The organism is Silvibacterium acidisoli (assembly GCA_022870745.1).
Taxonomy (GTDB): domain Bacteria; phylum Acidobacteriota; class Terriglobia; order Terriglobales; family Acidobacteriaceae; genus Silvibacterium.
In genome coordinates this window covers 2877098-2898466 of record CP085323.1, presented here as the reverse complement: position 1 = coordinate 2898466, position 21369 = coordinate 2877098, and the positions used below count along the sequence as shown (strand labels likewise).

Annotated in this window: 19 protein-coding genes and 1 tRNA gene; 6 read left to right on the top strand and 14 right to left on the bottom strand. The window is 59.3% G+C overall.

The genetic code is table 11. The annotated features are described in order from the left end of the window. Positions 1-13: 13 nt before the first annotated feature. Positions 14-469: a YraN family protein gene (locus LJD29_RS12160; protein WP_446741804.1), complete on the top strand. Its 456-nt coding sequence runs from the start codon at positions 14-16 to the stop codon at positions 467-469. Here LJD29_RS12160 and iscX read toward each other — a convergent pair whose 3' ends face one another. The 10 genes from iscX to LJD29_RS12110 all read right to left on the bottom strand — a co-directional run bounded on the left by iscX (position 470) and on the right by LJD29_RS12110 (position 7777). Then, complete coding sequence (gene iscX, locus LJD29_RS12155; RefSeq protein WP_446741803.1) at positions 470-685, bottom strand: Fe-S cluster assembly protein IscX; 216 nt, start codon at positions 683-685, stop codon at positions 470-472. A 9-nt stretch (positions 686-694) separates the two neighbouring features. After that, positions 695-1129 carry a 2Fe-2S iron-sulfur cluster-binding protein gene (locus LJD29_RS12150; RefSeq protein ID WP_446741802.1) on the bottom strand — a complete coding sequence of 145 codons (435 nt, stop codon included), beginning with the start codon at positions 1127-1129 and terminating at the stop codon, positions 695-697. Further along, positions 1126-3003, bottom strand: coding sequence for a Fe-S protein assembly chaperone HscA (gene hscA / locus LJD29_RS12145; RefSeq protein WP_446745899.1), 1878 nt, complete (start codon positions 3001-3003; stop codon positions 1126-1128). The genes LJD29_RS12150 and hscA overlap by 4 nt, the downstream gene beginning before the upstream one ends. A gap of 50 nt (positions 3004-3053) precedes the next feature. Continuing rightward, positions 3054-3473, bottom strand: a complete 420-nt coding sequence (locus LJD29_RS12140; RefSeq protein ID WP_446741801.1) for a tautomerase family protein — start codon at positions 3471-3473, stop codon at positions 3054-3056. Between the two features lie 10 nt (positions 3474-3483). Then, positions 3484-4185, bottom strand: a complete 702-nt coding sequence (hscB, locus tag LJD29_RS12135) for a Fe-S protein assembly co-chaperone HscB (RefSeq protein ID WP_446741800.1) — start codon at positions 4183-4185, stop codon at positions 3484-3486. A gap of 16 nt (positions 4186-4201) precedes the next feature. Then, positions 4202-4582, bottom strand: coding sequence for a HesB/IscA family protein (locus tag LJD29_RS12130; RefSeq protein ID WP_446741799.1), 381 nt, complete (start codon positions 4580-4582; stop codon positions 4202-4204). Positions 4583-4648: 66 nt separating this feature from the next. After that, positions 4649-5074, bottom strand: coding sequence for a Fe-S cluster assembly scaffold IscU (iscU, locus tag LJD29_RS12125; RefSeq protein ID WP_446741798.1), 426 nt, complete (start codon positions 5072-5074; stop codon positions 4649-4651). A 28-nt stretch (positions 5075-5102) separates the two neighbouring features. Continuing rightward, positions 5103-6359: an IscS subfamily cysteine desulfurase gene (locus tag LJD29_RS12120; protein WP_446741797.1), complete on the bottom strand. Its 1257-nt coding sequence runs from the start codon at positions 6357-6359 to the stop codon at positions 5103-5105. Between the two features lie 35 nt (positions 6360-6394). Next, complete coding sequence (locus LJD29_RS12115; protein ID WP_446741796.1) at positions 6395-6850, bottom strand: RrF2 family transcriptional regulator; 456 nt, start codon at positions 6848-6850, stop codon at positions 6395-6397. Positions 6851-7213: 363 nt separating this feature from the next. Next, positions 7214-7777: a CDP-alcohol phosphatidyltransferase family protein gene (locus LJD29_RS12110; RefSeq protein WP_446741795.1), complete on the bottom strand. Its 564-nt coding sequence runs from the start codon at positions 7775-7777 to the stop codon at positions 7214-7216. 190 nt (positions 7778-7967) lie between these two features. On the opposite strand from LJD29_RS12110, the gene LJD29_RS12105 reads away from it, so the two are divergent. Both LJD29_RS12105 and hemQ read left to right on the top strand, forming a co-directional pair. Beyond that, a tRNA-Val gene (locus LJD29_RS12105) sits at positions 7968-8044 on the top strand. Positions 8045-8288: 244 nt separating this feature from the next. Beyond that, positions 8289-9131 carry a hydrogen peroxide-dependent heme synthase gene (hemQ, locus tag LJD29_RS12100; RefSeq protein WP_446741794.1) on the top strand — a complete coding sequence of 281 codons (843 nt, stop codon included), beginning with the start codon at positions 8289-8291 and terminating at the stop codon, positions 9129-9131. A 41-nt stretch (positions 9132-9172) separates the two neighbouring features. Here the strand turns inward: hemQ and LJD29_RS12095 are convergent, their stop codons facing one another. After that, positions 9173-10795, bottom strand: coding sequence for a GH35 family beta-galactosidase (locus tag LJD29_RS12095; RefSeq protein ID WP_446741793.1), 1623 nt, complete (start codon positions 10793-10795; stop codon positions 9173-9175). Positions 10796-10852: 57 nt separating this feature from the next. Next, a complete protein-coding gene (locus tag LJD29_RS12090) occupies positions 10853-14407 on the bottom strand; it encodes a TonB-dependent receptor (protein ID WP_446741792.1) in 3555 nt (1184 codons plus the stop codon). A 399-nt stretch (positions 14408-14806) separates the two neighbouring features. Between LJD29_RS12090 and LJD29_RS12085 the strand changes: the two genes are divergently transcribed. Both LJD29_RS12085 and LJD29_RS12080 read left to right on the top strand, forming a co-directional pair. Beyond that, positions 14807-16156 (top strand): phosphatase PAP2 family protein, encoded by a 1350-nt coding sequence (locus LJD29_RS12085; protein WP_446741791.1) that lies wholly within the window; start codon positions 14807-14809, stop codon positions 16154-16156. 69 nt (positions 16157-16225) lie between these two features. Further along, positions 16226-17872, top strand: coding sequence for an alpha-L-fucosidase (locus LJD29_RS12080; RefSeq protein WP_446741790.1), 1647 nt, complete (start codon positions 16226-16228; stop codon positions 17870-17872). Positions 17873-18024: 152 nt separating this feature from the next. Here LJD29_RS12080 and LJD29_RS12075 read toward each other — a convergent pair whose 3' ends face one another. Both LJD29_RS12075 and nagA read right to left on the bottom strand, forming a co-directional pair. After that, positions 18025-19200: an MFS transporter gene (locus tag LJD29_RS12075; RefSeq protein WP_446741789.1), complete on the bottom strand. Its 1176-nt coding sequence runs from the start codon at positions 19198-19200 to the stop codon at positions 18025-18027. A gap of 68 nt (positions 19201-19268) precedes the next feature. Further along, positions 19269-20426, bottom strand: a complete 1158-nt coding sequence (gene nagA / locus LJD29_RS12070) for an N-acetylglucosamine-6-phosphate deacetylase (RefSeq protein WP_446741788.1) — start codon at positions 20424-20426, stop codon at positions 19269-19271. Between the two features lie 59 nt (positions 20427-20485). Here nagA and LJD29_RS12065 point away from each other — a divergent pair, with 59 nt between their 5' ends. Then, entirely contained in the window at positions 20486-21358 is an 873-nt protein-coding gene (locus LJD29_RS12065; RefSeq protein WP_446741787.1) for a deoxyribonuclease IV, read from the top strand. Positions 21359-21369: the final 11 nt, after the last annotated feature.

Genomic DNA, 21369 nt, shown 5'->3' with positions numbered 1-21369 from the left:
CGACAATGTCGAGATGACCTCTCCCCCGGGCATACGAACCAGGCTATTTGAAAACGTCATCTACCGGCTGGAACGCGCGTCCAGCCGCAACCACCGTGAAGCAGCGCACCTTATTACCGGCCGCCGCGGCGAACTGGCTGCGTATTTTTACCTGCGCCGGCAGGGCTTTACCGTCGTCGCACGAGGATGGAAGTCGGGACAGGTGAGAGGTGATCTCGACCTGATTGCATGGGAGAGCGGAACGCTCTGCTTTGTCGAAGTAAAGACGCGGACCACCCGGGCATTCGCAACGGCAGAGGCCGCGGTCGACGAAGACAAGCGGCGCGTGCTGCGCAGACTGGCGCGCCAGTATCTAAGGCAGCTGCCAGTACAGGATGTACCGGTTCGATTCGACATCCTGTCTATCTATTTGGAACCGGAAAAGGCGAGCGAATTTGAACTCTTTCGCTCGGCCTTCGGCTGGGACTAGTTACTGCGCGTCTTTGTACTCTTCATACCAGGCCATCTGGATGGCTTCCAGCTTCGACTCGTTCGACTTGGTTGGGTCGTCGGCGAAGCCCTCAAGCTCGGTGACCTTCTGGTGAAGGTCGGTGAAGCGGACGGTCAACGGATCGAGATCCGGAAATTTTTCCTGCAACTGGATGCCAATCTCTTCTGAATCATTCCACAGGATTTCGCGTGGCATATCTGCTCCTTAATCCTTCTTTTCGGCCAGGGTGAGGGGCTTGCCTTCGGAGACGTAGTTGCGATTCCAGCTGGGAATCTCTACGACGTAGGTGCCGGGGCCGGTAATGACGGCCTGGCAGCCGAGGCGCGAATTAAGTTCGAGGCCAGGAGCGAGGTCCAGCCGGTCCAGCTCGTCCTCTTCGGCTTCGCTGACGCTCGCAGCACCTTCCTTCACCAGCAGGTGGCAGGTAGTGCAGGCGCACGATCCGCCGCAGGCGTGATCGAGGAAGATGTTGTAGTTCTCTGCCACATCGAGGAACGACATCGGCTTGCCGTGGTGGTCGTAAGGCATGGTGCCGTACTCAAACTCGACGGTAGTGCCCTCGGGCATGAAGGTGACGCGCACCATGTTCGGTGCCGGAGGTTTGCTGAGGTCGATTGCCTGGGCGTTCTGGTTTGTCATTCTGCTGAATCTCTCTTGATTTCTGCCGGTGCAAAGGGATGCGGCGCGGTCGGTCCCTCTCCTAGTTTCTCACCTGCGGACTCCATGGTCTCGCCGTGCAGGGCGGAGGCTACTGCGCCTTCCATCATCAATTCCGCGAAGCGTCGGGTCGCCTTGTCGAGAGCGCCCGTTCCTGCGCGGAGCAGCTCGAGGTTGTCGCCGTCTTTAAGAAGGCGTAGCTCCTCAGACACAAGGGCAATCTGCGAACGCTCTTCATCGCTGAGCAGATTCCATGCCGCGTTGGCCGGAGCCTTCTCGACAGCCGAGAGGATCGTATTCGCCTCGTTGCGCGCCTCGATGAGCTGGCGCTGCTGGAAGTCTTCCTCGGCATTGTCGAACGAGTCGAGGATCATCGTCTCGACCTGCTCGTCGGTCAGCCCGTAGGTCGGCTTCACTTCAATCTCAGCTTCCTTGCCGCTGCGCTGTTCGCGCGCCGAGACGTGCAGGATGCCATTCGCGTCGATCAGGAACTTTACCTCGATGCGCGGCAGCCCGGCCGTCATCGGCGGAATGCCCTTGAGGTCGAAGCGTGCCAGCGAACGGCAATCCTTTGCGAGTTCGCGCTCGCCCTGGACGACGTGGATGGCAACGTTCGTCTGGCCATCTACGCCCGTAGTGAAATGCTCAGTCGCAGAGGCGGGGATGGTCGAATTACGCTGCACAATTTTTGCGACAACACCGCCGAGCGCCTCGATGCCAAGCGAAAGCGGGGTGACGTCGAGCAGCAGCATGTCCTCGGTAGCAGCCGAGCCGCCTTCGAGGATGTGCGCCTGGACAGCCGCGCCGAGCGCGACCACTTCGTCGGGATTCAGCTCGGTGTGCGGCTTCTTGCCGCGCGCACCGAGGTGGAAAAGCTCGTCGGTCAGGCGGCGCACCAGGGGAATCCTTGTAGACCCGCCGACAAGGACAACCTCGTCGATCTGCTCGGGCTGAAGATCGGCGTCCTTGAGCGCCTGCAGGCATGGCCCCTTGGTGCGATCGATGACCTGCTGAATGATCTGCTCGAACTGTTCGCGCGTGATCTCGCGGCGATAGACCTTGCCGTCAGGCAGGTCTACGCTGATGCGAGCCATCTGCTGCGACGAGAGAGCGATCTTTGCGTCGATCACCTCGCGGCGGATCGCCTGCACGACTTCCGGGTGCTTCCGGTAATCGACATTGAGGTCGCCATGAAGGTCGTCGAGAGCAATCGCGATCAGCAGGTTATCAATATCGTCGCCGCCGAGGTGCGTATCGCCGTTGGTGGCGATGACTTCGAAGATGCCTTCATGCAGCTTGAGGATGGAGATATCGAAGGTGCCGCCGCCGAGATCATAGACCGCGACAATGCCGTCCTTCTGGCGGTCGAGTCCGTAGGCGAGCGCTGCTGCTGTCGGCTCGTTCACGAGGCGCATGACCTCAAGACCGGCCATGCGGCCCGCGTCTTTAGTCGCCTGGCGCTGCGCGTCGTTGAAGTAGGCCGGAACGGTGATTACGGCCTTGGTCACGGCTGTGCCAAGGTAGCGCTCGGCGTTCTTCTTGAGACGGCGAAGTACCTGGGCGGAGATCTCAGGCGGAGTAAACTGCTGGTCGCCGAGCTGAATGCGCAATACCTCGCCCGGCTGAACATCTTCCGCAATGCGGAAAGGAAAGAGCGCCAGCTCTTCCTGGATGTCTTCGAGGCCGCGGCCCATCAGGCGCTTGGCCGAGTAGATCACCTTGTCGGGAGTCGTCGTCAGGTGAGCACGAGCGGCATGGCCCACGATGACCGTCTTCGGCTCAGGAATTGCAACGACAGAAGGAACGAGGTTCGATCCATCCTCGCCGGGAATGACCACCGGCTGCTCACCCTGCATGTAGGCGACCAGCGAGTTGGTGGTGCCGAGATCGATGCCTACGATGCTTGTCACTTCTTGCCCTCGGCCTGTTCTCTGAGCACGAACTGCGCCTCGCCATGCGCGAAGGACCAGTCGGGCGATCCGTTTTCTGCGATCACTATCATTACATTTCCGGGCGCGATGCCGGTTCCCTGCCCGATTCCCTCGACGATCTCTTTATAAAGCGACTGCTTCATCTCAGTAGTGCGTCCGGCGCGCATCGTGATGTGTACCAGCACGAAGTCGCCAGTACGATCGGCAGCTGCACCCAGGAGGCTGAAGCTGGGATCGACGACAAGCTCACCCTCAGCATGCGCGGTGAGCGCAACGAAGAGATCGCCGGCAGGAATGTTGATGGTCTTACGCATCGCCTCGTAAACGAGGGTGGGAAGCGACTTGCGCTTTTCCGGCGCCATTGTGTCGTGGACAGAGATTCTTACCAGTGGCATAACTTTCCTTTTACGACTCGAGCGTCTCGTTTACGTCTCGCACCAGGTTACGGATATAACGCCGGCGATCCAGCGAGGCTACCATCTGTGTTTTGAGCTGATCCTGTTGTGACGGGTCACCTGCATCGACCGCCGTATCCCACGCCGCCCACAGATTCTGGATCTGGATATCGTTGTCGCGAAGCTGACCCTCGAACTGGTCTTTCGCATTGACGAGATCCTGACGCAACTGCGGATCGTCCTCGCCCATCTTGCGGTTCATCCGCATCTCTTCCAGCTGCATGTTCAGCTCGAAAACCTCTTCCAGGAGATCTGCAGGAGCACGAGCAGCTTTACCGGCGTCGCCCTTTTCCGGCTCCAGCTTCATTCCTTCGAGCGTGAGCAGGTATTCGGTGCGCCGGACGGGATCTTTAAGAGCGCGATACGCGTCATTAAGCAGCGAAGACTGATCGAGGCTCCACTGCTGTTCCTGTACGGGTGCCTGCGCGTAGAGATCCGGATGCAGCTTACGGCTGAGCTTATAGAAACCGCGCTCGAGAGCCTTTGTATCGATGTTCAGCTTGCGGGATAGTTCAAACACCGCGAAGTAATCAGCATCTGCCGAGGTGGCCTGCACCTTCCCGCAACTGGAACAGATGGGGCTGCCGGTGCCCAGCGAGGCACCGCACGACCAGCAGGATGCTGCGACGGATTCTGTTTCTTGATCTGGCATTTGGGGAACTGATGGCTCAGGACGAAAAGGACGAGCCACAGCCGCAGGACTTGCTCGAATTCGGATTGATGAAGTTGAAGCCCTGCCGCATCAGCGTCTCTTCATAGTCGAGAACCATTCCGTGCAGGTAGATGAAAGACTTGGGATCGACGAAGACCCGCACATCGTCGAACTGGTAGACACGGTCCCGCTCGCGCGGCTGGGTGTCGAAGCGGATATTGTAGGAAAGCCCCGAGCAGCCGCCGCCCTGCACGCCCAAACGCAGTCCGCCCTCGGCCGGCGAAATGCCTTCCTTGGCCATGGCCACTCGAATACGCGCAATGGCACGATCCGTTACTTCGATTCCCTTCGGCGCGGGCTTCTGGCCGCTCAGATTTGTCAGCTGCGTGGTACTCATTTTCGTCCTTTAAGCCTGAAAGGGCGGCCCGGGCAACTCCCCGGTCCGCCCCAGGATTACGAATCGTTAGTGGGCTGCGACTGGCTGCGCTACGGCTTCACCTTCGGCTACGCCGTTCTTCTTCTTCCAGTCACCGATCGCAGCACGGATGGCGTCTTCCGCCAGGACCGAGCAGTGAATCTTGACCGGAGGAAGCGCCAGTTCCTTCACGATATCGGTGTTCTTGATATCGAGAGCTTCGTCTACAGTCTTGCCCTTGACCCATTCGGTCGCCAGCGACGAAGAAGCAATCGCCGAACCGCAGCCGAAGGTCTTGAACTTTGCTTCTTCAATGACCTGGGTTTCAGGGTTCACCTTGATCTGCAGGCGCATGACGTCACCACACTCGGGAGCGCCGACAAGACCAGTTCCAACTTCCTGGCTGGACTTATCGAGCTGGCCTACATTGCGTGGATTGTTGTAATGGTCGATAACCTTATCGCTGTATGCCATGTATATATCTCCTTGTAAAATCTATGACTTAGTGCGCCTGCCACTCGATCTTGCTGATGTCGATTCCCTCTTTCACCATCTCGTAGAGAGGTGAGAGTTCACGGAGCTTCTGCACTACATCAATCAATTTATCAGCCACATAGTCGACTTCTGCTTCATTATTGAAGCGTCCAAAGCCGAAACGGATCGAGCTGTGCGCGACATCGTCGCCGAGCCCGAGAGCCTTCAATACATAAGATGGCTCAAGCGTCGCAGAGGTGCAGGCAGATCCGCTCGAAACCGCTATGTCGTTGATTCCCATGAGAAGAGATTCGCCTTCTACATAGACAAAGCTCACATTCAGGTTGCCGGGGAGGCGATGCTCCATCGACCCGTTGATGTGAATGTAGTCGAGCGCGCCGTCAAACTTCGCCTTCAGGCGATCGCGCAAACCGGCGAGACGCTTCATCTCGGAATCCATCTCTTCGCGGGCAAGTTCAGCAGCTTTACCCAGGCCGACGATACCCGGAACGTTCAGCGTGCCCGAACGCATACCGCGCTCGTGGCCTCCGCCGTTGATCTGCTCGGAGATCTGGACGCGGGGATTGCGGCGGCGAACATACAGCGCGCCAACACCCTTCGGTCCGTAGAACTTGTGTGCCGAGAGTGACAGCACATCGATGTTCATCGCATTGACGTCGACCGGGATCTTGCCTGCAGCCTGAACGCCGTCGGTGTGGAAGATCACTCCACGCTCGTGGCAGAGCTTGCCGATCTCGGCAACCGGCTGGATCACGCCAATCTCGTTATTTGCGAACATGATGGTGACGAGGATGGTCTTGTCGTCCATCGCACGCTTCAGGTCTTCGATGTCGATCAGACCGTCTGCCTTCACCGGCAGGTACGTTACACGGTAGCCGGACTTCTCCAGACGCTTACAGGTGTCGAGGACGGCCTTATGTTCGGTGACCTGGGTGATGATGTGGTTTCCGCGCTCGCGATACATCTCCGCGATACCCTTGATCGCGAGGTTGTTCGACTCGGTTGCGCCGGAAGTGAAGATGATTTCCTTGGCGGTTGCACCGATCAGCTTGGCGACCTGTTCACGGGCCTTTTCGACAGCCTCTTCCGCGACCCAACCGAAGGAGTGGTTGCGGCTGGCGGCGTTGCCGAACTTCTCAGTGAAGTAAGGCAGCATGGCCTCGAGCACCCGGGGGTCGAGCGGCGTGGTGGCATGGTTGTCCATGTAAATCGGAAGGTGGACTCCTGCCGGTACGCTGATGGTTCCGTCGATGTTTGTGCTCATTTTGTAATCTTTCTCCTGCACTGCTTTACAAGCTTCTACGATGTGGCAAGCTGGATGTTAATCAGCTGATTCGCGCTCGCCGCCTGGCCGGCTTCGGCCAGATCCGAGATCGTAATCTTCTTGAGAACGTCCGAAATGCTGTCGTTGACGCGTGCCAGTGGTTCTTTGATGGTGCAACTGTTGTTCAGGTCGCAGGAACCTGTGTCTGTGACACAGGAAGTGATGAAAAGCGGACCGTCGATCGCCCGAATCACTTCAAAAGCAGAAATACCGGCCGGATCGCGGGAGAGCGTATAGCCGCCATTCATCCCTGCATGAGAGCGCAGCAGACCCTCTTTCGTAAGGCGCTGCAGAATCTTGGCCAGCAACTGCGGCGGGATGTGGTAAGCCTCGGCGATGTCCTTGGCGCTGAGCGAGGCCGCATTGGGATGCTCGGCCAGGAACTTCAGTGCCATCAGTCCGTAATCCGCTTTTTTGGTAAGCCTGAGCATAGTGAGAGTCTGGACACTCCATGTCCTACCTACAGTATAGGAGCGCTCACACACGAATTCAAATGAATGGCGCCGATGCGCAAATGCCGCCTCGATTCGGTCCAAACGCCGTTCAGGAGATATCCATTTGACAGAAAATCGGCCCAGTATACAATCTTGGCGATATCATACAAACTTCCACGGTCTATCAATGGGAAGCCCCTGCAAACATCCTAAAGTTCGCGTTGTCGCTCGTGAAGAGGACATCGAGTATGTGGAATGCCAGGAATGCGGCGAGGTTTTTGACTCGGACGAATTCCGCGACATGGCACTCGAAGAAACCCAGGCAAAAGATGGAGACCCGGACGACGACGAAGTCCGGCCCTAACGCGCTGGTTCAGTAGAAAAACTCAGCTTGCGCGTGATCCTCAACGCGTAGTGGAAGCCGGACGCCGTCGTGAAGACCACGGTGGCCAGCAGCGCGAGATGCCGCGTGGCCAGAACGAAAGGCGGGGCGTAGAACTTGCTGAGCAGAACCGTCAGCAGCGCCACGATCTGCGCGAAGGTGTTGATCTTGCCGAAGATGCTCGGCCGGAAATCCCGCATTCCGATGCTGGCGTAGAGGATAGCCGCCACGATCAGGATGCCCAGGTCGCGTCCGAAGACCAGCACCGTCACCCGGCGGGAGATCAGCCCGGCGTGGTTGAGCACCAGGAACAGCGTGCTGAGCAGCAGCTTATCGGCAACCGGGTCGAGATACTGCCCCAGCCGGGTCTTTTGTTCGAGCACACGCGCCAGCAGGCCATCCAGCCCATCGGTGACCCCGGCGAGGACGAAGAGCCAGAAGGCTGTGCAGAAATGCCCGTCGAGAACAGCCAGCACCAGGAAAGGGATGATGCAGAGTCGTAGAAGGGTGAGCTGATTCGGTGCGGCGCGAAGATCTTTCATGTTTCCGGTCTGCGGATGCGCAGGGTGTTGGGGCACCCACACGGCCAGCCGCATAAAAACTTGATACTACAGCAGTAAGAACCGGATCGCCAGTAAAGAGAATTCCACCGGAAAAACCGCCCCATAACCCGCGTCCAGACGGCGCAGACCCCGAATTCTTTGCTATGATGAACAAGTCACCACAACGCACAGGCGCGTAGCTCAGTTGGTTAGAGCGCTACCTTGACACGGTAGAGGTCGTTGGTTCGAATCCAATCGTGCCTACCATTCCATTCATCAAATGATCTCTTGCGGAACTCTAATCTGGTTCTGAGACGTCTCCTTTGTCCCCCAGGATTGACGTCACTTTCCCTCCCCATCACAGAATCTTAAGCTGTCTCCGTTTATTCTGATAAGTCCCGTTCGCGCTTGGCAGATGACGGGTTTTACGCGAAGTCGCTTCGGCACTACGCCCTTTGAATATTGGTTCCAGGCGAGCTCGGCTCCCCTGCGAAGAGAGGAAGATCGATCCTTGCCAGAATTACCTGCAGTACCGTTGACGCTTGAGGGTTCCGCTGTTTTGCATCAGATGTTCCAGTTTGACTGGACGAAGTGGAAGCAGCTTCCCGCGCATGAGCAGAAGGAGATTGCCCATGAGGCTTCGGAGCTGTTCGCTCACTGGGAGCATGGCCCGGCGGACAAGGAGCATCCGAACCAGTCGGCTCTCTTCTCTGAGATTGGCCACAAAGCGGACCTGCTGCTGATCCACTTCCGTAACACCTTCGAAGATCTCAACCGGGTTGAACTGGAGCTTGCGCAGCTGCGCCTGTTCGCCTACCTGAAGCCGACCCATTCCTACGTTTCCGTGGTCGAGCTTGGCTTGTACGAGTCGTCAGCGAAGACCTATGCTGCGCTTGCGGAAAAGGGACTGGAGCCGGGCACTCCGGAATGGAATGCAGGCATTCACGAAGCCACGGCGCGCATCGGCAATTCGCTGGCGTCGCGGCTTTATCCTTCGATTCCGCCGGCGAAGTACCTGTGCTTTTACCCGATGGATCGTAAGCGCGGCGAAGAGGTGAACTGGTACACCGAGCCGATGGCAGACCGCCAGAAGATGATGCACGAGCACGGCATGATCGGCCGCCGCTATGCCGATTCGGTTCGCCAGATCATTACCGGCTCCATCGGATTCGATGACTGGGAGTGGGGCGTCGACCTGTTCGCCGAGGATCCGCTGGTGTTCAAAAAGCTGATCTACGAGATGCGCTTTGACAAGGTGAGCGCTGTGTATGCTTCGTTCGGCCAGTTCTTTCTTGGAGTTCGCCTGAGCGCGGCGCATCTGTCGTCGTGGCTGCACGGCAAGCTGGGCGAGTAAAACCGAAGGGCCGGATGTGGTTGCATCCGGCCCTCCCCTTCTTAGTACGTTCCAAGCCGGATGCGCACCACCTGGTGCTCGTGTTTGAAGTTCAGTCCGCGATCGGTCTGGTCTCCGTTCCAGATGCGTGACGGCGTCCAGGTTTCTCCGTCGTAGACACCCTCTTCAGCCTTGAGAATCTGCGCGTGGCCCTTCTCTCCGTCGGCGAGATAAAAGGTCACGCGTGCATCGATGCCGGTCACGAGAAACTCGTCCGGCCCAAGCTGCGCGACAAGCGCGCGGCCCAGGTTCTTCTCCGTGCCGGGAGCGTGCTGCTCGCCGTCCCGCTGCGGAAAGCCGAAGCCGACCTTAGCCTGCCAGCGCCCGAAGGTCAGCGTCTCTTCCGGCTTGCCTGCTTCCTCCACGGCGGTCTTGAGCTTGCCTTCGTAGTTCAGCTTGGCAATGACCTGATCGATCGGCTCCAGAAGCTCGTAGCTTTCCGCGTGCGCCTTGGGAACCTCGCCGGGCTTGAAAGTCCATGAGGTCTGATCGGTGCCGAACGGCGAAAATCCGATAGCGCCCAGGCCGAGCGCATAGAACAGGCCGGGGGCGAAGGCGTCTCCGCTGCCGGTTTCAGGAATCAGCAGCGGGTTATCAGGCCGTGCGTAAGTGGCCAGCAGCTCTTTCTGTGCGCCACGATCTGCCGTGTAAACGTCCGGGGCAAGAATGTCGATGCTCGGCGCTGCGGCCTTCCATACATCGATCATCGGCTGGATCGGGCCGCCGCTGGGATAGTCGTATCCGGGCATCTGGCGGCCTCGGATCACGTAGCCGTGCGAGTACTGCACCCACACGTTGCAATACATCGGGATCGGGAACTCGGCCTTGCCCGCCTTGGCGACTTCGTTGATGTAGTGGGCCATGGAGTAGGCCTGAAAGGTCTCGTCTGCGTCGGGCCCGAAGACCTCGGTCCATGTTCCTGGCGACTTGTGCATGGCCTTCACGACCTCCGAAGGCACCTGCCCTGCAAACTGCTTTTGCGCGGCGGGTGAGTGATCGCGCACCGAGCCGATCGCTCCCGATTCGTTCTCCACCTGGATGAAGACGACGGTGTGCTGGGTGCCATCGGCCTCGCGCAGATGATGGGCCAGCGCGGTAAAGGCTTTGCGGTCGGCATCGAGATTCGCCTGCGAGTTCGCAGACAGTACCTGGATCGGCTCGCCGCGTTCATCGATCATGCGCGGATAGTGGGCCGTGTCACTCTTCACCCACTCCGGGGCGTAGTGCATCTCGCCGTTCTTCCAGGTGCCGAACCATAGCAGAACGAGATGGAAATGATGCTCGCGCGCCTGGCTCAGCAGCATGTCCACGAGCGAGAAGTCGAACTTGCCGGGGCTGGGCTCCATCTGCTCCCAGTAGACGGGGGCTTCGACGGTGTTGGCGTGCATGCCCTCCATCTCCGGCCAGACGTTCTTCATCGTCTCCGGCCAGGAGCTGGAGTTGTTGATCTGCCCACCGAGCATGAGGAAAGGCTTGCCGTCGACCAGCAGTTCATGCCTGCCATTCTGTTCTTTCAGCTGTGGGGCTTCCTGTGCGAGCAGCGAACAAGAAGTTGCCAGGGCGGCTCCCAAAAGAAGTGCGGTCGAGCGTCTTGAAGGTGAAAACAACGAGGGGAGCGAAGGCATAAGAATCTCCAGAGAGCAAAGCAATGAGGGACGCCGCGTGGGCGTCCCTCATTGCGCTTAGAAGTAGTACTTCAGAGCGACCTGCAGGAAGCGGGAGTTGGGAGTGAAGCTTCCCAGCGAGCGGGTGCTCGTAATCTGGCCGCCGCTGCTGGCGTTGGTTTCCACACTCGGTTGCCCGAATGCCGGGGTGTTGAAGAGGTTGAAGATATCGGCACGGAACTGCAGGTACTGCGAGCGGATCGTGTCGAAGTTCTTAAAGACGCTCATGTTGATGCGTTCGTAGCCGGGACCGGCGACCTGGTTGCGAGCGGTTCCGAGGTAGGCCAGTGCCTGGTACGGATTGGTGATGGGCGTTCCCACAGGGTTCGTGGCTGTCTGCGTGTTCGGAATCAGCGTACCGGAAAGCGGATTGGCGAAGGCGCAGGGGTTGTACCAGTGGTCGACGTTCCGGGTAGAGGTCGCGCAGGAAGTTCCGGGGTTGCTGGCATCTGCCGAGCCGCCCGACGCGAAGGCATCGCCGGTCAGGATGGCGCGGCGCTGCCCTGCTCCGTTTGCGCCGGTGTTGTCAGGCGTAACGGTGAAGGGATTGCCGGTGAGCGCGTAGAAGACCAGGTCGGTCGACCAGCCGCCTACCGCTTCGTTGAGGAATCCGCCCTGGTTGAGGAAGCGCTGGCCTTTGCCGAAGGGCAGCTGGTAGTCGCCGGAGAAGGTGAAGCGATGGCGAACATCCCAATCAGATGTGGTGTACTCGATCCCGATCGGATACAGGTTCGCATTGCGGAAGTCGTTGGTGCCACCGTCAAGCGGAGTTGCGGTGTCGTCCAGTGCATGCGAGTAGGTATAAGCAGCGGTGAACTGGAGGCCGTTCGAGACGTGCTTCTCGAGCGTCGCCTGCAGTGAGTTGTAGCTGCCCACACCCTCGTAGAGGTCGTACTGTGCGCCGCCGAAGTTCGAGAACGGGCGAATGGCCTGCGAGCTGTCCGAGGGGCCGACAAGTCCGACGGGAGCATTCTGGTCTGTCAGGGCCTGCAGGTGGCGCGACACGTTGGCGACATAGGCAGTCGTCAGCGAGAGCGTAGAGCTGAAAGCATACTGCGTCGAAAGGTTGAACTGCTCGGTGTAAGGCGTCTTGGTCTGGAGCTGTCCACCAACCAGTGAAGGCGTCGAGAGATAGTTCTGCAGTCCGACTGCGAGGGCGTCGGCAAAGCCGGTGTTCAGGCTGATGCCGTTCGTCGCGCACCTTCCGTTCGCGCATGCAGGCGACGGGAAGTTCGACGCGAAGGCAAACGGATAGTTGTACGAGGGATTCGGAGAACCACCGGTGCTTTCGAGTCCGCCGAAGAAGATGCCGTAGCCGCCGCGAACGACGAGCTTCGGCGTCGCCTTGTAAGCGAAGCCTACGCGCGGGCTAAAGTTGGTCTTCTGTCCAAGAGCAAGCGAGCGGTTGTTGCTGTAGTTGAGGCTGATGTTGTCCTGGGCGATCAGGTTGAGGAAAGCAGGAGCCAGTGGGGTGTTCCGCGCGCCCTTGGGCAGCAGGTACTGCGCCGATCCTGAAGCAGGCCCGTTGATGGAATTGATGTTGAAGTAGGCCATGTTGTCGTTCTGCTCATAGGTCGGCTGGTAGTAGTCGTAGCGCAGTCCAAGGTTGAGCGTGAGCGACGGCAGAACCTTCCAGTCGTCCTGGAAGTAGCCGGAGTAGTACCAGTGCGCGTCGTGGAAGCCGAAGTAGTTCGAAACACCGGCGCTGTACATCGAGTCGGCGAGGAAATCAGCTACACCGTAACCGGTGAAGTTTGCAGCCGGATTCGACGTGAAGAAGCCGTCGTAGTTATACGAGCCGTGGGGATTGATCGGCTGCGTCACCGATACGCGAATGCTCTGCAGGCTCACGCCGGCTTTCAGCGTGTGGTTGCCCAGCACCTTCGTGACGTTATCGAGGATCTGGAAGACGTTCTCGCCTTCGATCGAAGGATAGTAGCCGGGTGAACCGAAGCCGCTCAGTCCGGAGATAGACGTCGTAGGCAATCCGCCATTGTTTGCCTGGAACGGAATGCCGCCGAGTCCAACCTGGGCCGCAACGTTGGTGTTCGCGCTCTGCTGCAGGAACTGCGCGTGCGCCCAGTTGTAGCCGAAGCGGAATTCGTTAATCAGGCCGGGATTGAAGACGTGCGTTTCGCTGAAGACGTAGTTCTGACCCATGTTCTGGGTCGGGCCGTCGGAGCCGTAACCGCCGCCGTCGAGCACTGGTCCAAACGGTGCCGGGTAATCGCCGCGCAGGTTCGACGAGCTCATGCGGAAGAAGGCCTGATCTTTGGCCGATGCATTCCAATCGAGGCGGCCATCCCAGCTAACGGTGTTGTTGATGTCGTTCGTGTTGATGACGTAGTTGTTGTAGGTCTTGCCGCCGTTTGCATTCGGCTGCGGATACATGTTCAGGATCTTCTGCGCAACCGAGTTGATCTGGTTGGCGCAGTAAACATTCTGCTGACCGTTGCAGGCAAGCAGCGCAGTTCCGTCAGAGCCCGGCTGATAAAGCGTCACAGGCGAGCTGTTGCCAGTGAGGCTGGGGCTGAGCAGTTCGCTGAAATTGCCCTGCCGCATGAGCGGCGTCGGAACCGAGTAAGTGCCCGTGTTCCCGAAGATGATGCGCGTCGCTTCCACGTCACCGAAGAAGAAGAGCTTGTTGGGGATGATCGGACCACCGATGGTGCCACCGAACTGGTTCTGGCGAAACTCCGGCTTGGTCAGCGCGAAGTAGTCCTTGGCATCGAGCGCGTCGTTGCGCCAGTACTCCCACAGGTTGCCATGGAGCTTGTTGGTGCCGCTCTTGATCGAGGCATTGAGCACCGCGCCGGCAGAATGGCCAAGCTCGGCGGTGTAGTTGCTGGTCTGTACCTTGAACTCGGCGAGAGCGTCCGGCGGAGGCTTTACGACATAGGTTGCGCCGTTGAGGAAGTCGATCAGGTTCGAGTTGTTATCGACACCGTCGAGCACGAAGTTGTTCTGCTCGGCACGCAGACCGTTGGCGCTGAAGTCGCCGTTGCCCTGGCCGCGCGAGCCGTTCGACTGCGTAACGCCGGAGGCCAGCTGGGCGACGAACACGTAGTTGCGTCCGTTCAGCGGCGTGTTGTTGATCGTCTGCGCACTGACGACCTGGCCGGTCGAGGAGTCCTCAGTCTGCAGCAGTTCCGCGGCGTCCGCCTGCACGGTAACCGTCTGCGTGGAGCTGCCCGGCTGCAGGGTCAGGTTCGCTTCGAGGCGCTGGTTCAGGTTCAGCACAATGCCGCCGAGCGTCGCCTTCTGAAAGTTGGCAGCGCCGGCGGTGACCGTATAGTTGCCGATCTTTACCGGCGAGAAGACGTAAACGCCGCTCTGGTCCGTCTTCCTGGTCAGCACCAGGCCGGTGTCGGTGCTGGTCAGCGTGATATCCGCCGACGGCACGACCGCGCCGCTCTGATCCTGTACGGTTCCGGTGATGGTTCCCTGGTCGACCTGCGCAAACAGATCTCCAGCGCCGAATATCAGGCAGACGATAAGCAGGAGACTCGATACCGCCGCACCGATAATTTGCCTGCTGATTTGCCTGCGCGCACTTTTGCCCCACAAAGTCATAACTCACTCCTGGTTCAGAATGGATACATTTCTCGAGGAATGCATCTCGCCAGTTTTTTGGCACCTGCTGAAGCGTGCCGCCAACATGCTCATTCGGAGATACTTTGCGTGCGTGACGCAAAATGAATCCGTATACAAACGTGACAAAATTTATGCCTCGCGAACAAGAGTTGTCAAGGACGCCTCCCTTACGGTCTGAGATCGCGGCTGAATCCGCGGCGCAGCCGGACTGGCTGACGGCGGCAGATCAATTTTTCAAAATGGCCCTGAAAAACGTGCTGAATCCTCGAATGACGCATCCGACTGTGACGAAAGGCGGACAAGTTCGTGACGACTCCCACCGCGCACGTCGAGGACTGCTAGATTTGTGAAGAGAAGCTTCGGGAGGCATCAGGGATCGTGAAAGGCAGAATATTTCTGGGCATGGCGGCGCTGTGCTCGACCATGGTTTTCGCTGCAGCGGCGCAGACAGCTACGGATCTTGCGGCATTCAAAGGATTGGCTCCGGTTTCAGCCCTGTCGGCTACCGATGCCGGCAAAGCCGCCCTCAAGGCAAACCTCGACGTTACCGGAGGGATCCAGAGGGGAACCATCCATCAACCTACCCTCTATCCACTTGCCGGGCAGCAGCAGCAGTCGATGCGCGACGCTATCTCTTCACTGCCGAAACTTGCGGATCTGTCCGAAGGCCTGGGCAGCAGCCTGAGCGCGGCCTACATTGCAAGCGCTACGGATAAGAATCAGGACGCGAACGCGATTCCGCAAAAGGTAATCGAGCTTCTCGCTTACTCGGCCTCTACCTCCGGAAAAAACTCCAACGCCGGAAAATACTTCTTCGCGAACGGCACCACAAATGGCACAAAGCCTGTTTCCGACGAGGCAGCGCAGATCTTCAAGGACATGCACGGAGTTCCGGACCCGTTTGGGCGGGCCTATAACAAGCCGGCGGGTGCTCCGGACTCTGATAAATATGGCGATGCGAGGCCATTCCAGACAGAACCGTCTGTTCTCCGCATCACCGGCACGGACGCCGCCGGTAAACCGGTAGATAATGCCATGTACAACAACGGTCCGCTCATGGACCTGACGAACAGCCCGTCGTATCCAAGCGGCCACACAACCTACGGCTACACCGGTTCGCTGCTGCTCGCACTGCTGGTTCCGCAGCGCTACCAGCAGATGGTGACTCGCGGCGCAGAGTTCGGCAATGACCGCATCATCATTGGCGCGCATTACGCGATGGATGTGCTGGGCGGCAGAACGCTTGCCCTGTATGACATGGCTCATCTGCTGGCGAACGATCCCCTGTATATGGGGCAGACGATCAAGGGCGCTCCTGCAATCACCGACTTTCGCGCCGAAGTAGTCGAGGCGCGCACGGAGCTGGCGAAGGTGCTTGAGACACGCTGCGGCAAGCCAGTGACTGCCTGTGCGCAGGAGGATTCCAGCCGCTTCCACGATGCTGCCGCGAACCAGGCTTTCTACAACGTCACGCAGACCTACGATCTGGGAGTTGTCTTTGTGAAGGAAGCCAAGAAGAAGGAAGACGTAGGCAAGCTGGCGCCCGAGGCCGGATACCTGCTGACCGTCGCTTTCCCGTCGCTGACCCTCAAGCAGGCGGACAAGATTCTCACCGAAACCGAAGGCCCCGGCGGCGGTTTCCTCGACAACGGCTCCGGCTTCGGCGTCTATTCGCGGATCGACCTCTACGCCGCCGCAGGGCGCGCCAAACAGCTTTCAGGCATGTAGCTTTCAACGCAGGAGGCTATCAATACGGTAGCCTCCTGCACCTTCCTCGGATACACTCGTGCCAATCCTATGGCACACCGAATTTCCTTCCGCTTCTCTGCCGCAGTACGAGGACTGACTCTGCTGACGGCTCTTTCCTCCTGCCTCATGCCGGCCATGATGCTTGCGCAGGCCGGCCCCGATGCGCCTTCCTCAGGCAAGAGCGCCGCAGCGATCGATGAGGAATGGCAGAAGGCCAGCGCGAAGTACGACGAAAAGCGTCGCGCCATCCTGAGCGAGGTGCGGAAAGAAGGACAGGCCGGGCCGTTCTCAACGGACTGGCAGTCGCTTGCGAAATACGAAGCGCCCGACTGGTACCGCGACGCCAAGTTTGGAATCTTCATTCACTGGGGGCTTTACTCGGTTCCGGCATACGGGAACGAGTGGTATCCGCGCGAGATGTACACGCAGGGCACGGACATCAACAAGCACCAGGTGAGCACCTACGGACCGCTCGACAAGTTCGGCTACAAGGACTTCATTCCGATGTTCAAGGCCGAGAAGTTCGATCCGCAGGCGTGGGCACGCCTTTTTAAAGATTCAGGTGCACGGTATGTTGTTCCTGTCTTCGAGCATCACGACGGCTTCGCGATGTACGACAGCGACCTCTCCGACTGGACAGCGAAGAAGATGGGGCCGCATCGTGATCTCGCGGGTGAAGTGGCGAGCGCCGTTCGCGCCGAAGGTCTCCACCTTGGCGCATCGTTCCATCGCGTCGAGCACGATTGGTTTCTCGATGAAGGCCGCAAGGAACCTTCCGACGTAAACGATCCGAAGTACGCGGCATTTTATGGACCTGCACACTCGCGCAGCTACGAGAACAGCGATCTTCTCTCCACCGACTGGACTTACGTAAGCCCGGCCTACGCCCAGGACTGGCTGGCACGCGTGTCGGAGATCGTCGACAAGTACCATCCCGACCTCATCTACTTCGACTGGTGGATCGGGCAGGCCTCGATTCGTCCATATCTCGCCGACTTCGCCGCGTACTACTACAACGAATCCACGAAGCGGGGCACGATAGGCATCATCAATTACAAGTACACGGCCATGGCACCGCACTCGGGAGTCTTCGACATCGAACGCGGACAGGCGCAGGGCATTCTGCCGCAGGTGTGGCAGACAGATACTTCGGTGAGCAACAAGTCCTGGGGATACATTCAGAACGACACCTTCAAGACGCCGGAGTTCGTCGTGCAGTTGCTTGCCGATGTGGTCAGCAAGAACGGCAACCTGCTGCTGAACATCGGACCGCGTTCTGACGGCACGATTCCAGATGAGGTGCAGCAGGTGCTGCTCTCCGTTGGCGGATGGCTGAAGGTAAACGGCGAAGCGATCTACGGAACGCGCCCGTGGACAACCTTCGGCGAAGGCCCAACGCAGGTGCAGTCGGGATCTTTCCACGACACCGATAACGCTGGCTACACGCCGCAGGACTTCCGCTTCACGACGAAAGACGGCAAGCTCTATGCCATCCAGATGACTTGTGCCAAGGGCGAGGAGGCGACGATCCAATCGCTGCACAGCGGCATTGCCGGGACGAGTCCTGTTAAGTCGGTAGAACTGCTCGGTTCGAGCGCGCCCTTAACGTTTGAGCAGAAGCCGGACGGGCTGCATATCAAGCTGCCTGGAGATACCGGCTGCAAGTATGCCTCGGCGTACCGGATCAGCTTCTAGGCAGGTGCGATATCTCTGAGAGTTCGAGCAACTGGCAGGCCGCGGCTTCAGCCGCTGAGGTGACCGCACTCGACGACACCGTTCCTCAGGGGCTGAAGCCCAGGATTCTTGCTGTCCAAACGTCGCCAACTCTCGCGGTATTTTGAAACCGCCTAGGCCAATACCTCTGTCGTCTGCACATCGCGCAATTCGCGATGGTCGAGCTTGTGCGAAATCACCGCCAGCACCAGCGCTACGAGTGTAACCACGGCACTGGCCCAGGGCAGTGCTCGATATCCATATCCGGCGGTGAGCAGCAGACCGCCGAGCGAAGCGCCGGTTGCGTTGCCGAAGTTGAATGCACCCTGGTTTAGCGTTGAAGCGAGATTGGGCGCGGCGTGCGCCTGCTCGACGATGCGCGACTGCAGTGGAGAGCCTGCGGCAAACTGCGCCAATCCCCAGAGCAGAATGCCCGCCATTGACGGAATCGCGTACGGCTCGACGAAGTAAAGCGCCGCCAGCAGACCGATCAGCACGACCATGAGTCCGATGATCGAGGGCATCTGCTTCCAGTCGCTCAGCCATCCGCCGAGCAGGTTGCCGACGGTGATGCCAAGCCCGAAGAGCAGCAGGACAATCGTGACCACATGCGGAGAAACCTTTGTCACCGTCTCAAGCGTGGGCGCGACATAGGTGAAGACACAGAAGAGTGAGGCCGAGCACAGGGTGCTCATGGCCAGCACCAGCAGCACCTGCGGCTTGCGCAGGATGCGGAACTCGTGAATGAGTTCGCTGCTGCCTTTGGGTTGTTTCGGGACAAGCCAGAGGATCGTCAGGGCAGCAATGACGCCGATGGGAACAATCGACCAGAAGGCGGAGCGCCAGCCGAATGCCTGCCCGAGCGCCGTTCCCGCGGGAACTCCGAGAACATTGGCGAGCGTCAGCCCGGAGAACATAAGCGCGATAGCCTGAGCCCGCTGCTTCTTCGGAACCAGGTTGACCGCAACGATACTGCCGGTGCCGAAGAATGCGCCATGGCAGAGCGCGGTAACCACACGCGCCAGCATCAGCAATCCGTAGGTGGGGGCAAGCGCGCAGCTTAGATTGCCTAGGGTGAAGATGCCCATCAGCAGCAGGAGCGCGGCCTTGCGCTCCATGCGCGCGGTAGCGATGGCCACAATGGGAGCGCCAACCGTCACGCTGAGCGCGTAGCCGGTAACGAGCATGCCGGCCTTGGGGATGCTGACGTGGAAGCTGTCCGCCAGGTTCGGCAGCAGCCCCATGATGATGAATTCCGACGTGCCGATTCCGAAGGCAGAAACAGCAAGAGCCAGAAGCGGAATACGCATGCGGCGCCTCAAAGAAGTTCAGAAATTTACAGTGGACTTCTTCAAGGATAACCGATTTCCGCCAATTTTCAGTGAATCCGCTGCCCGCGCAGGATGGTCGCGGCTACCTCATTCGCGGCATTCAGCACGGTCACATCGGCAGAACGGCCGACAGCCAGTGCGCCTGTGCGGTCTTCGAAGCCGGTCATTCGCGCCGGGTTCGGGCCGACGAGGTTCGCGACGTCTTCCATTTTTGCGCCGGTAAACGACGCGAAGTTCTTTACTGCCTTATCGAGAGTGAGCACACTGCCTGCAAGCACCCGGGCATCGCCGTCGAGCGTGCAGACGCCGTCCTTCACCTGCACGTCGAGCTGGCCCAGCTTGTAATGGCCATCGGGCATGCCTGCGGCAGCCATCGCGTCAGTGATGAGAATTGCGCGCTTGGCACCCTTGGAGCGCCAGTAAATGCGCACGCACTCCGGTTCCACATGCAGACCATCACAGATCAGCTCGGCGTAAAGATCGTCGTTCGTCAGCACCTCGCCCACGATGCCAGGGTTGCGATGGTCGAGAGGGCGCATGGCGTTGAAGGTATGCGTCGCGGAATCCGCGCCAGCCTTCACTCCAGCCTTTGCCTCGGCGGTATCGGCGTTGGTATGCCCCATGCTGATGCGTACGCCCAGCGACTTGGCGCGAGCGATCACGTCGAGCGCATTCGGCAGCTCGGGCGCGATGGTCATCAGGCGAATCTGGCCCGCGGCAGCTTCCCACAGCTCGTTGAATTTTTCGACAGTGGGGATGACCAGCAGGTCTTCCGGGTGTGCGCCTTTGCGGTGCGGCGAGAGAAACGGTCCTTCAAGGTGAATGCCCAGAGGGCGCGCGCCTTCAATCTCTGTGCCGATCAGCTTCGCCATGCCTTCGAGCGAGCGCAGGGTCGCATCCCAGGGCGCGGTGACGGTGGTTGCCAGGTACGATCCGACTCCATGTCCGGCAAGAAAATTGCCGATAGTCGAAAAGGTTTCCGGTGTCGCTTCCATCACGTCGTGGTTCTTGCTGCCGTGGATATGGATGTCGAAATAAGACGGCAGCAGTGTGCCGCCGGGAAAATCCAGTTGCTCACCGGCAGGAACTTCCATGTCCTTGCGCGTGCCGATGCGGGTGATAACGCCGTCTTCGATCACCACCACCGGCTGTTCGAGCGAATGGCCGGAGTTGATGAGGCGGTCTGCGGTAATGATCGTTGGCATGGTGTCTCTTCTCCCGGGACGCTGGCAGCATCTCCAATCAAAAATCTACACTAAGCGATATGGCTTCCCCGCGTATCGGCATTCACCTTTCCACCTCGGGCGGCGTCTTCAAGGCCGCGGAACGCGCAAAGGAAATCGGCGCAAACACCTTCCAGATTTTTTCTTCGAGCCCGCGCATGTGGCGCCCGGCAAAGATCGCTCCCGAGCACTGCGCGGAGATGCATCGCCTCCGCGGCCTTTACGACTGCATGCCACTGGTTATTCACACCAGCTATCTCGTGAACCTGTGCAGCCAGTCGGAGGAGGTCCGCGAGAAATCCATCATCGCCTTTCGCGGCGAGGTGGAACGAGCGCTGGCGCTGCAGGCGGAGTACCTGGTGCTGCATCCCGGCTCCTGGCGCGGACTGACGCGCGAACAGGGTCTCGATCTGGCCGCCGAGTCGATCTCGAAAGCCACCCACGGGCTCGATCTTTCCGGCGACCGCTTCCGCATCCTCATTGAAAACACAGCGGGCGCGGAGTTTTCCCTCGGCGGCAGCTTCGAGCAGGTCGCGCAACTCATTGAGCGGCTGGAATCGCACGTGCCCGTCGGCGCGTGCCTCGATACCTGCCATTGTCATGTCGCAGGATACGACCTGACCTCGGAGGCAAGCTACGACGCAACCGTGCAGCACATCGAATCGACCATCGGCCTCGACAAGGTGCGCGTCTGGCACATGAACGACGCCAAGGCCGCACTCGGTTCCAAGCTCGACCGCCATCAGCACATCGGCGAGGGAACGATGGGGCTTGCGCCCTTCCGCAGCCTGCTGAACGATCCGCGCTTCGCGCATTGCGCCTTTATTGCGGAGACACCGGTGGATGATCCTGAAGACGACCGGAAAAACGTGGTGGCCATGCGGAGTCTGGTCGGGAAGCTGGTCAAAGCTTAAATTTGAGCGCT

Excerpts from the sequence above, each read along its gene's own strand:
- LJD29_RS12110 (WP_446741795.1), bottom strand. The coding sequence starts at position 7,777 with ATGAAAGATCTTCGCGCCGCACCGAATCAGCTCACCCTTCTACGACTC.
- iscX (WP_446741803.1), bottom strand. The coding sequence starts at position 685 with ATGCCACGCGAAATCCTGTGGAATGATTCAGAAGAGATTGGCATCCAG.
- iscU (WP_446741798.1), bottom strand. The coding sequence starts at position 5,074 with ATGGCATACAGCGATAAGGTTATCGACCATTACAACAATCCACGCAAT.
- LJD29_RS12115 (WP_446741796.1), bottom strand. The coding sequence starts at position 6,850 with ATGCTCAGGCTTACCAAAAAAGCGGATTACGGACTGATGGCACTGAAG.
- LJD29_RS12160 (WP_446741804.1), top strand. The coding sequence starts at position 14 with ATGACCTCTCCCCCGGGCATACGAACCAGGCTATTTGAAAACGTCATC.
- hscA (WP_446745899.1), bottom strand. The coding sequence starts at position 3,003 with ATGCAGGGTGAGCAGCCGGTGGTCATTCCCGGCGAGGATGGATCGAAC.
- nagA (WP_446741788.1), bottom strand. The coding sequence starts at position 20,426 with ATGCCAACGATCATTACCGCAGACCGCCTCATCAACTCCGGCCATTCG.
- LJD29_RS12095 (WP_446741793.1), bottom strand. The coding sequence starts at position 10,795 with ATGCCTTCGCTCCCCTCGTTGTTTTCACCTTCAAGACGCTCGACCGCA.
- LJD29_RS12090 (WP_446741792.1), bottom strand. The coding sequence starts at position 14,407 with ATGACTTTGTGGGGCAAAAGTGCGCGCAGGCAAATCAGCAGGCAAATT.
- LJD29_RS12065 (WP_446741787.1), top strand. The coding sequence starts at position 20,486 with ATGGCTTCCCCGCGTATCGGCATTCACCTTTCCACCTCGGGCGGCGTC.
- hscB (WP_446741800.1), bottom strand. The coding sequence starts at position 4,185 with ATGCCAGATCAAGAAACAGAATCCGTCGCAGCATCCTGCTGGTCGTGC.
- LJD29_RS12150 (WP_446741802.1), bottom strand. The coding sequence starts at position 1,129 with ATGACAAACCAGAACGCCCAGGCAATCGACCTCAGCAAACCTCCGGCA.
- LJD29_RS12140 (WP_446741801.1), bottom strand. The coding sequence starts at position 3,473 with ATGCCACTGGTAAGAATCTCTGTCCACGACACAATGGCGCCGGAAAAG.
- LJD29_RS12075 (WP_446741789.1), bottom strand. The coding sequence starts at position 19,200 with ATGCGTATTCCGCTTCTGGCTCTTGCTGTTTCTGCCTTCGGAATCGGC.
- LJD29_RS12080 (WP_446741790.1), top strand. The coding sequence starts at position 16,226 with ATGGCACACCGAATTTCCTTCCGCTTCTCTGCCGCAGTACGAGGACTG.
- LJD29_RS12130 (WP_446741799.1), bottom strand. The coding sequence starts at position 4,582 with ATGAGTACCACGCAGCTGACAAATCTGAGCGGCCAGAAGCCCGCGCCG.
- LJD29_RS12120 (WP_446741797.1), bottom strand. The coding sequence starts at position 6,359 with ATGAGCACAAACATCGACGGAACCATCAGCGTACCGGCAGGAGTCCAC.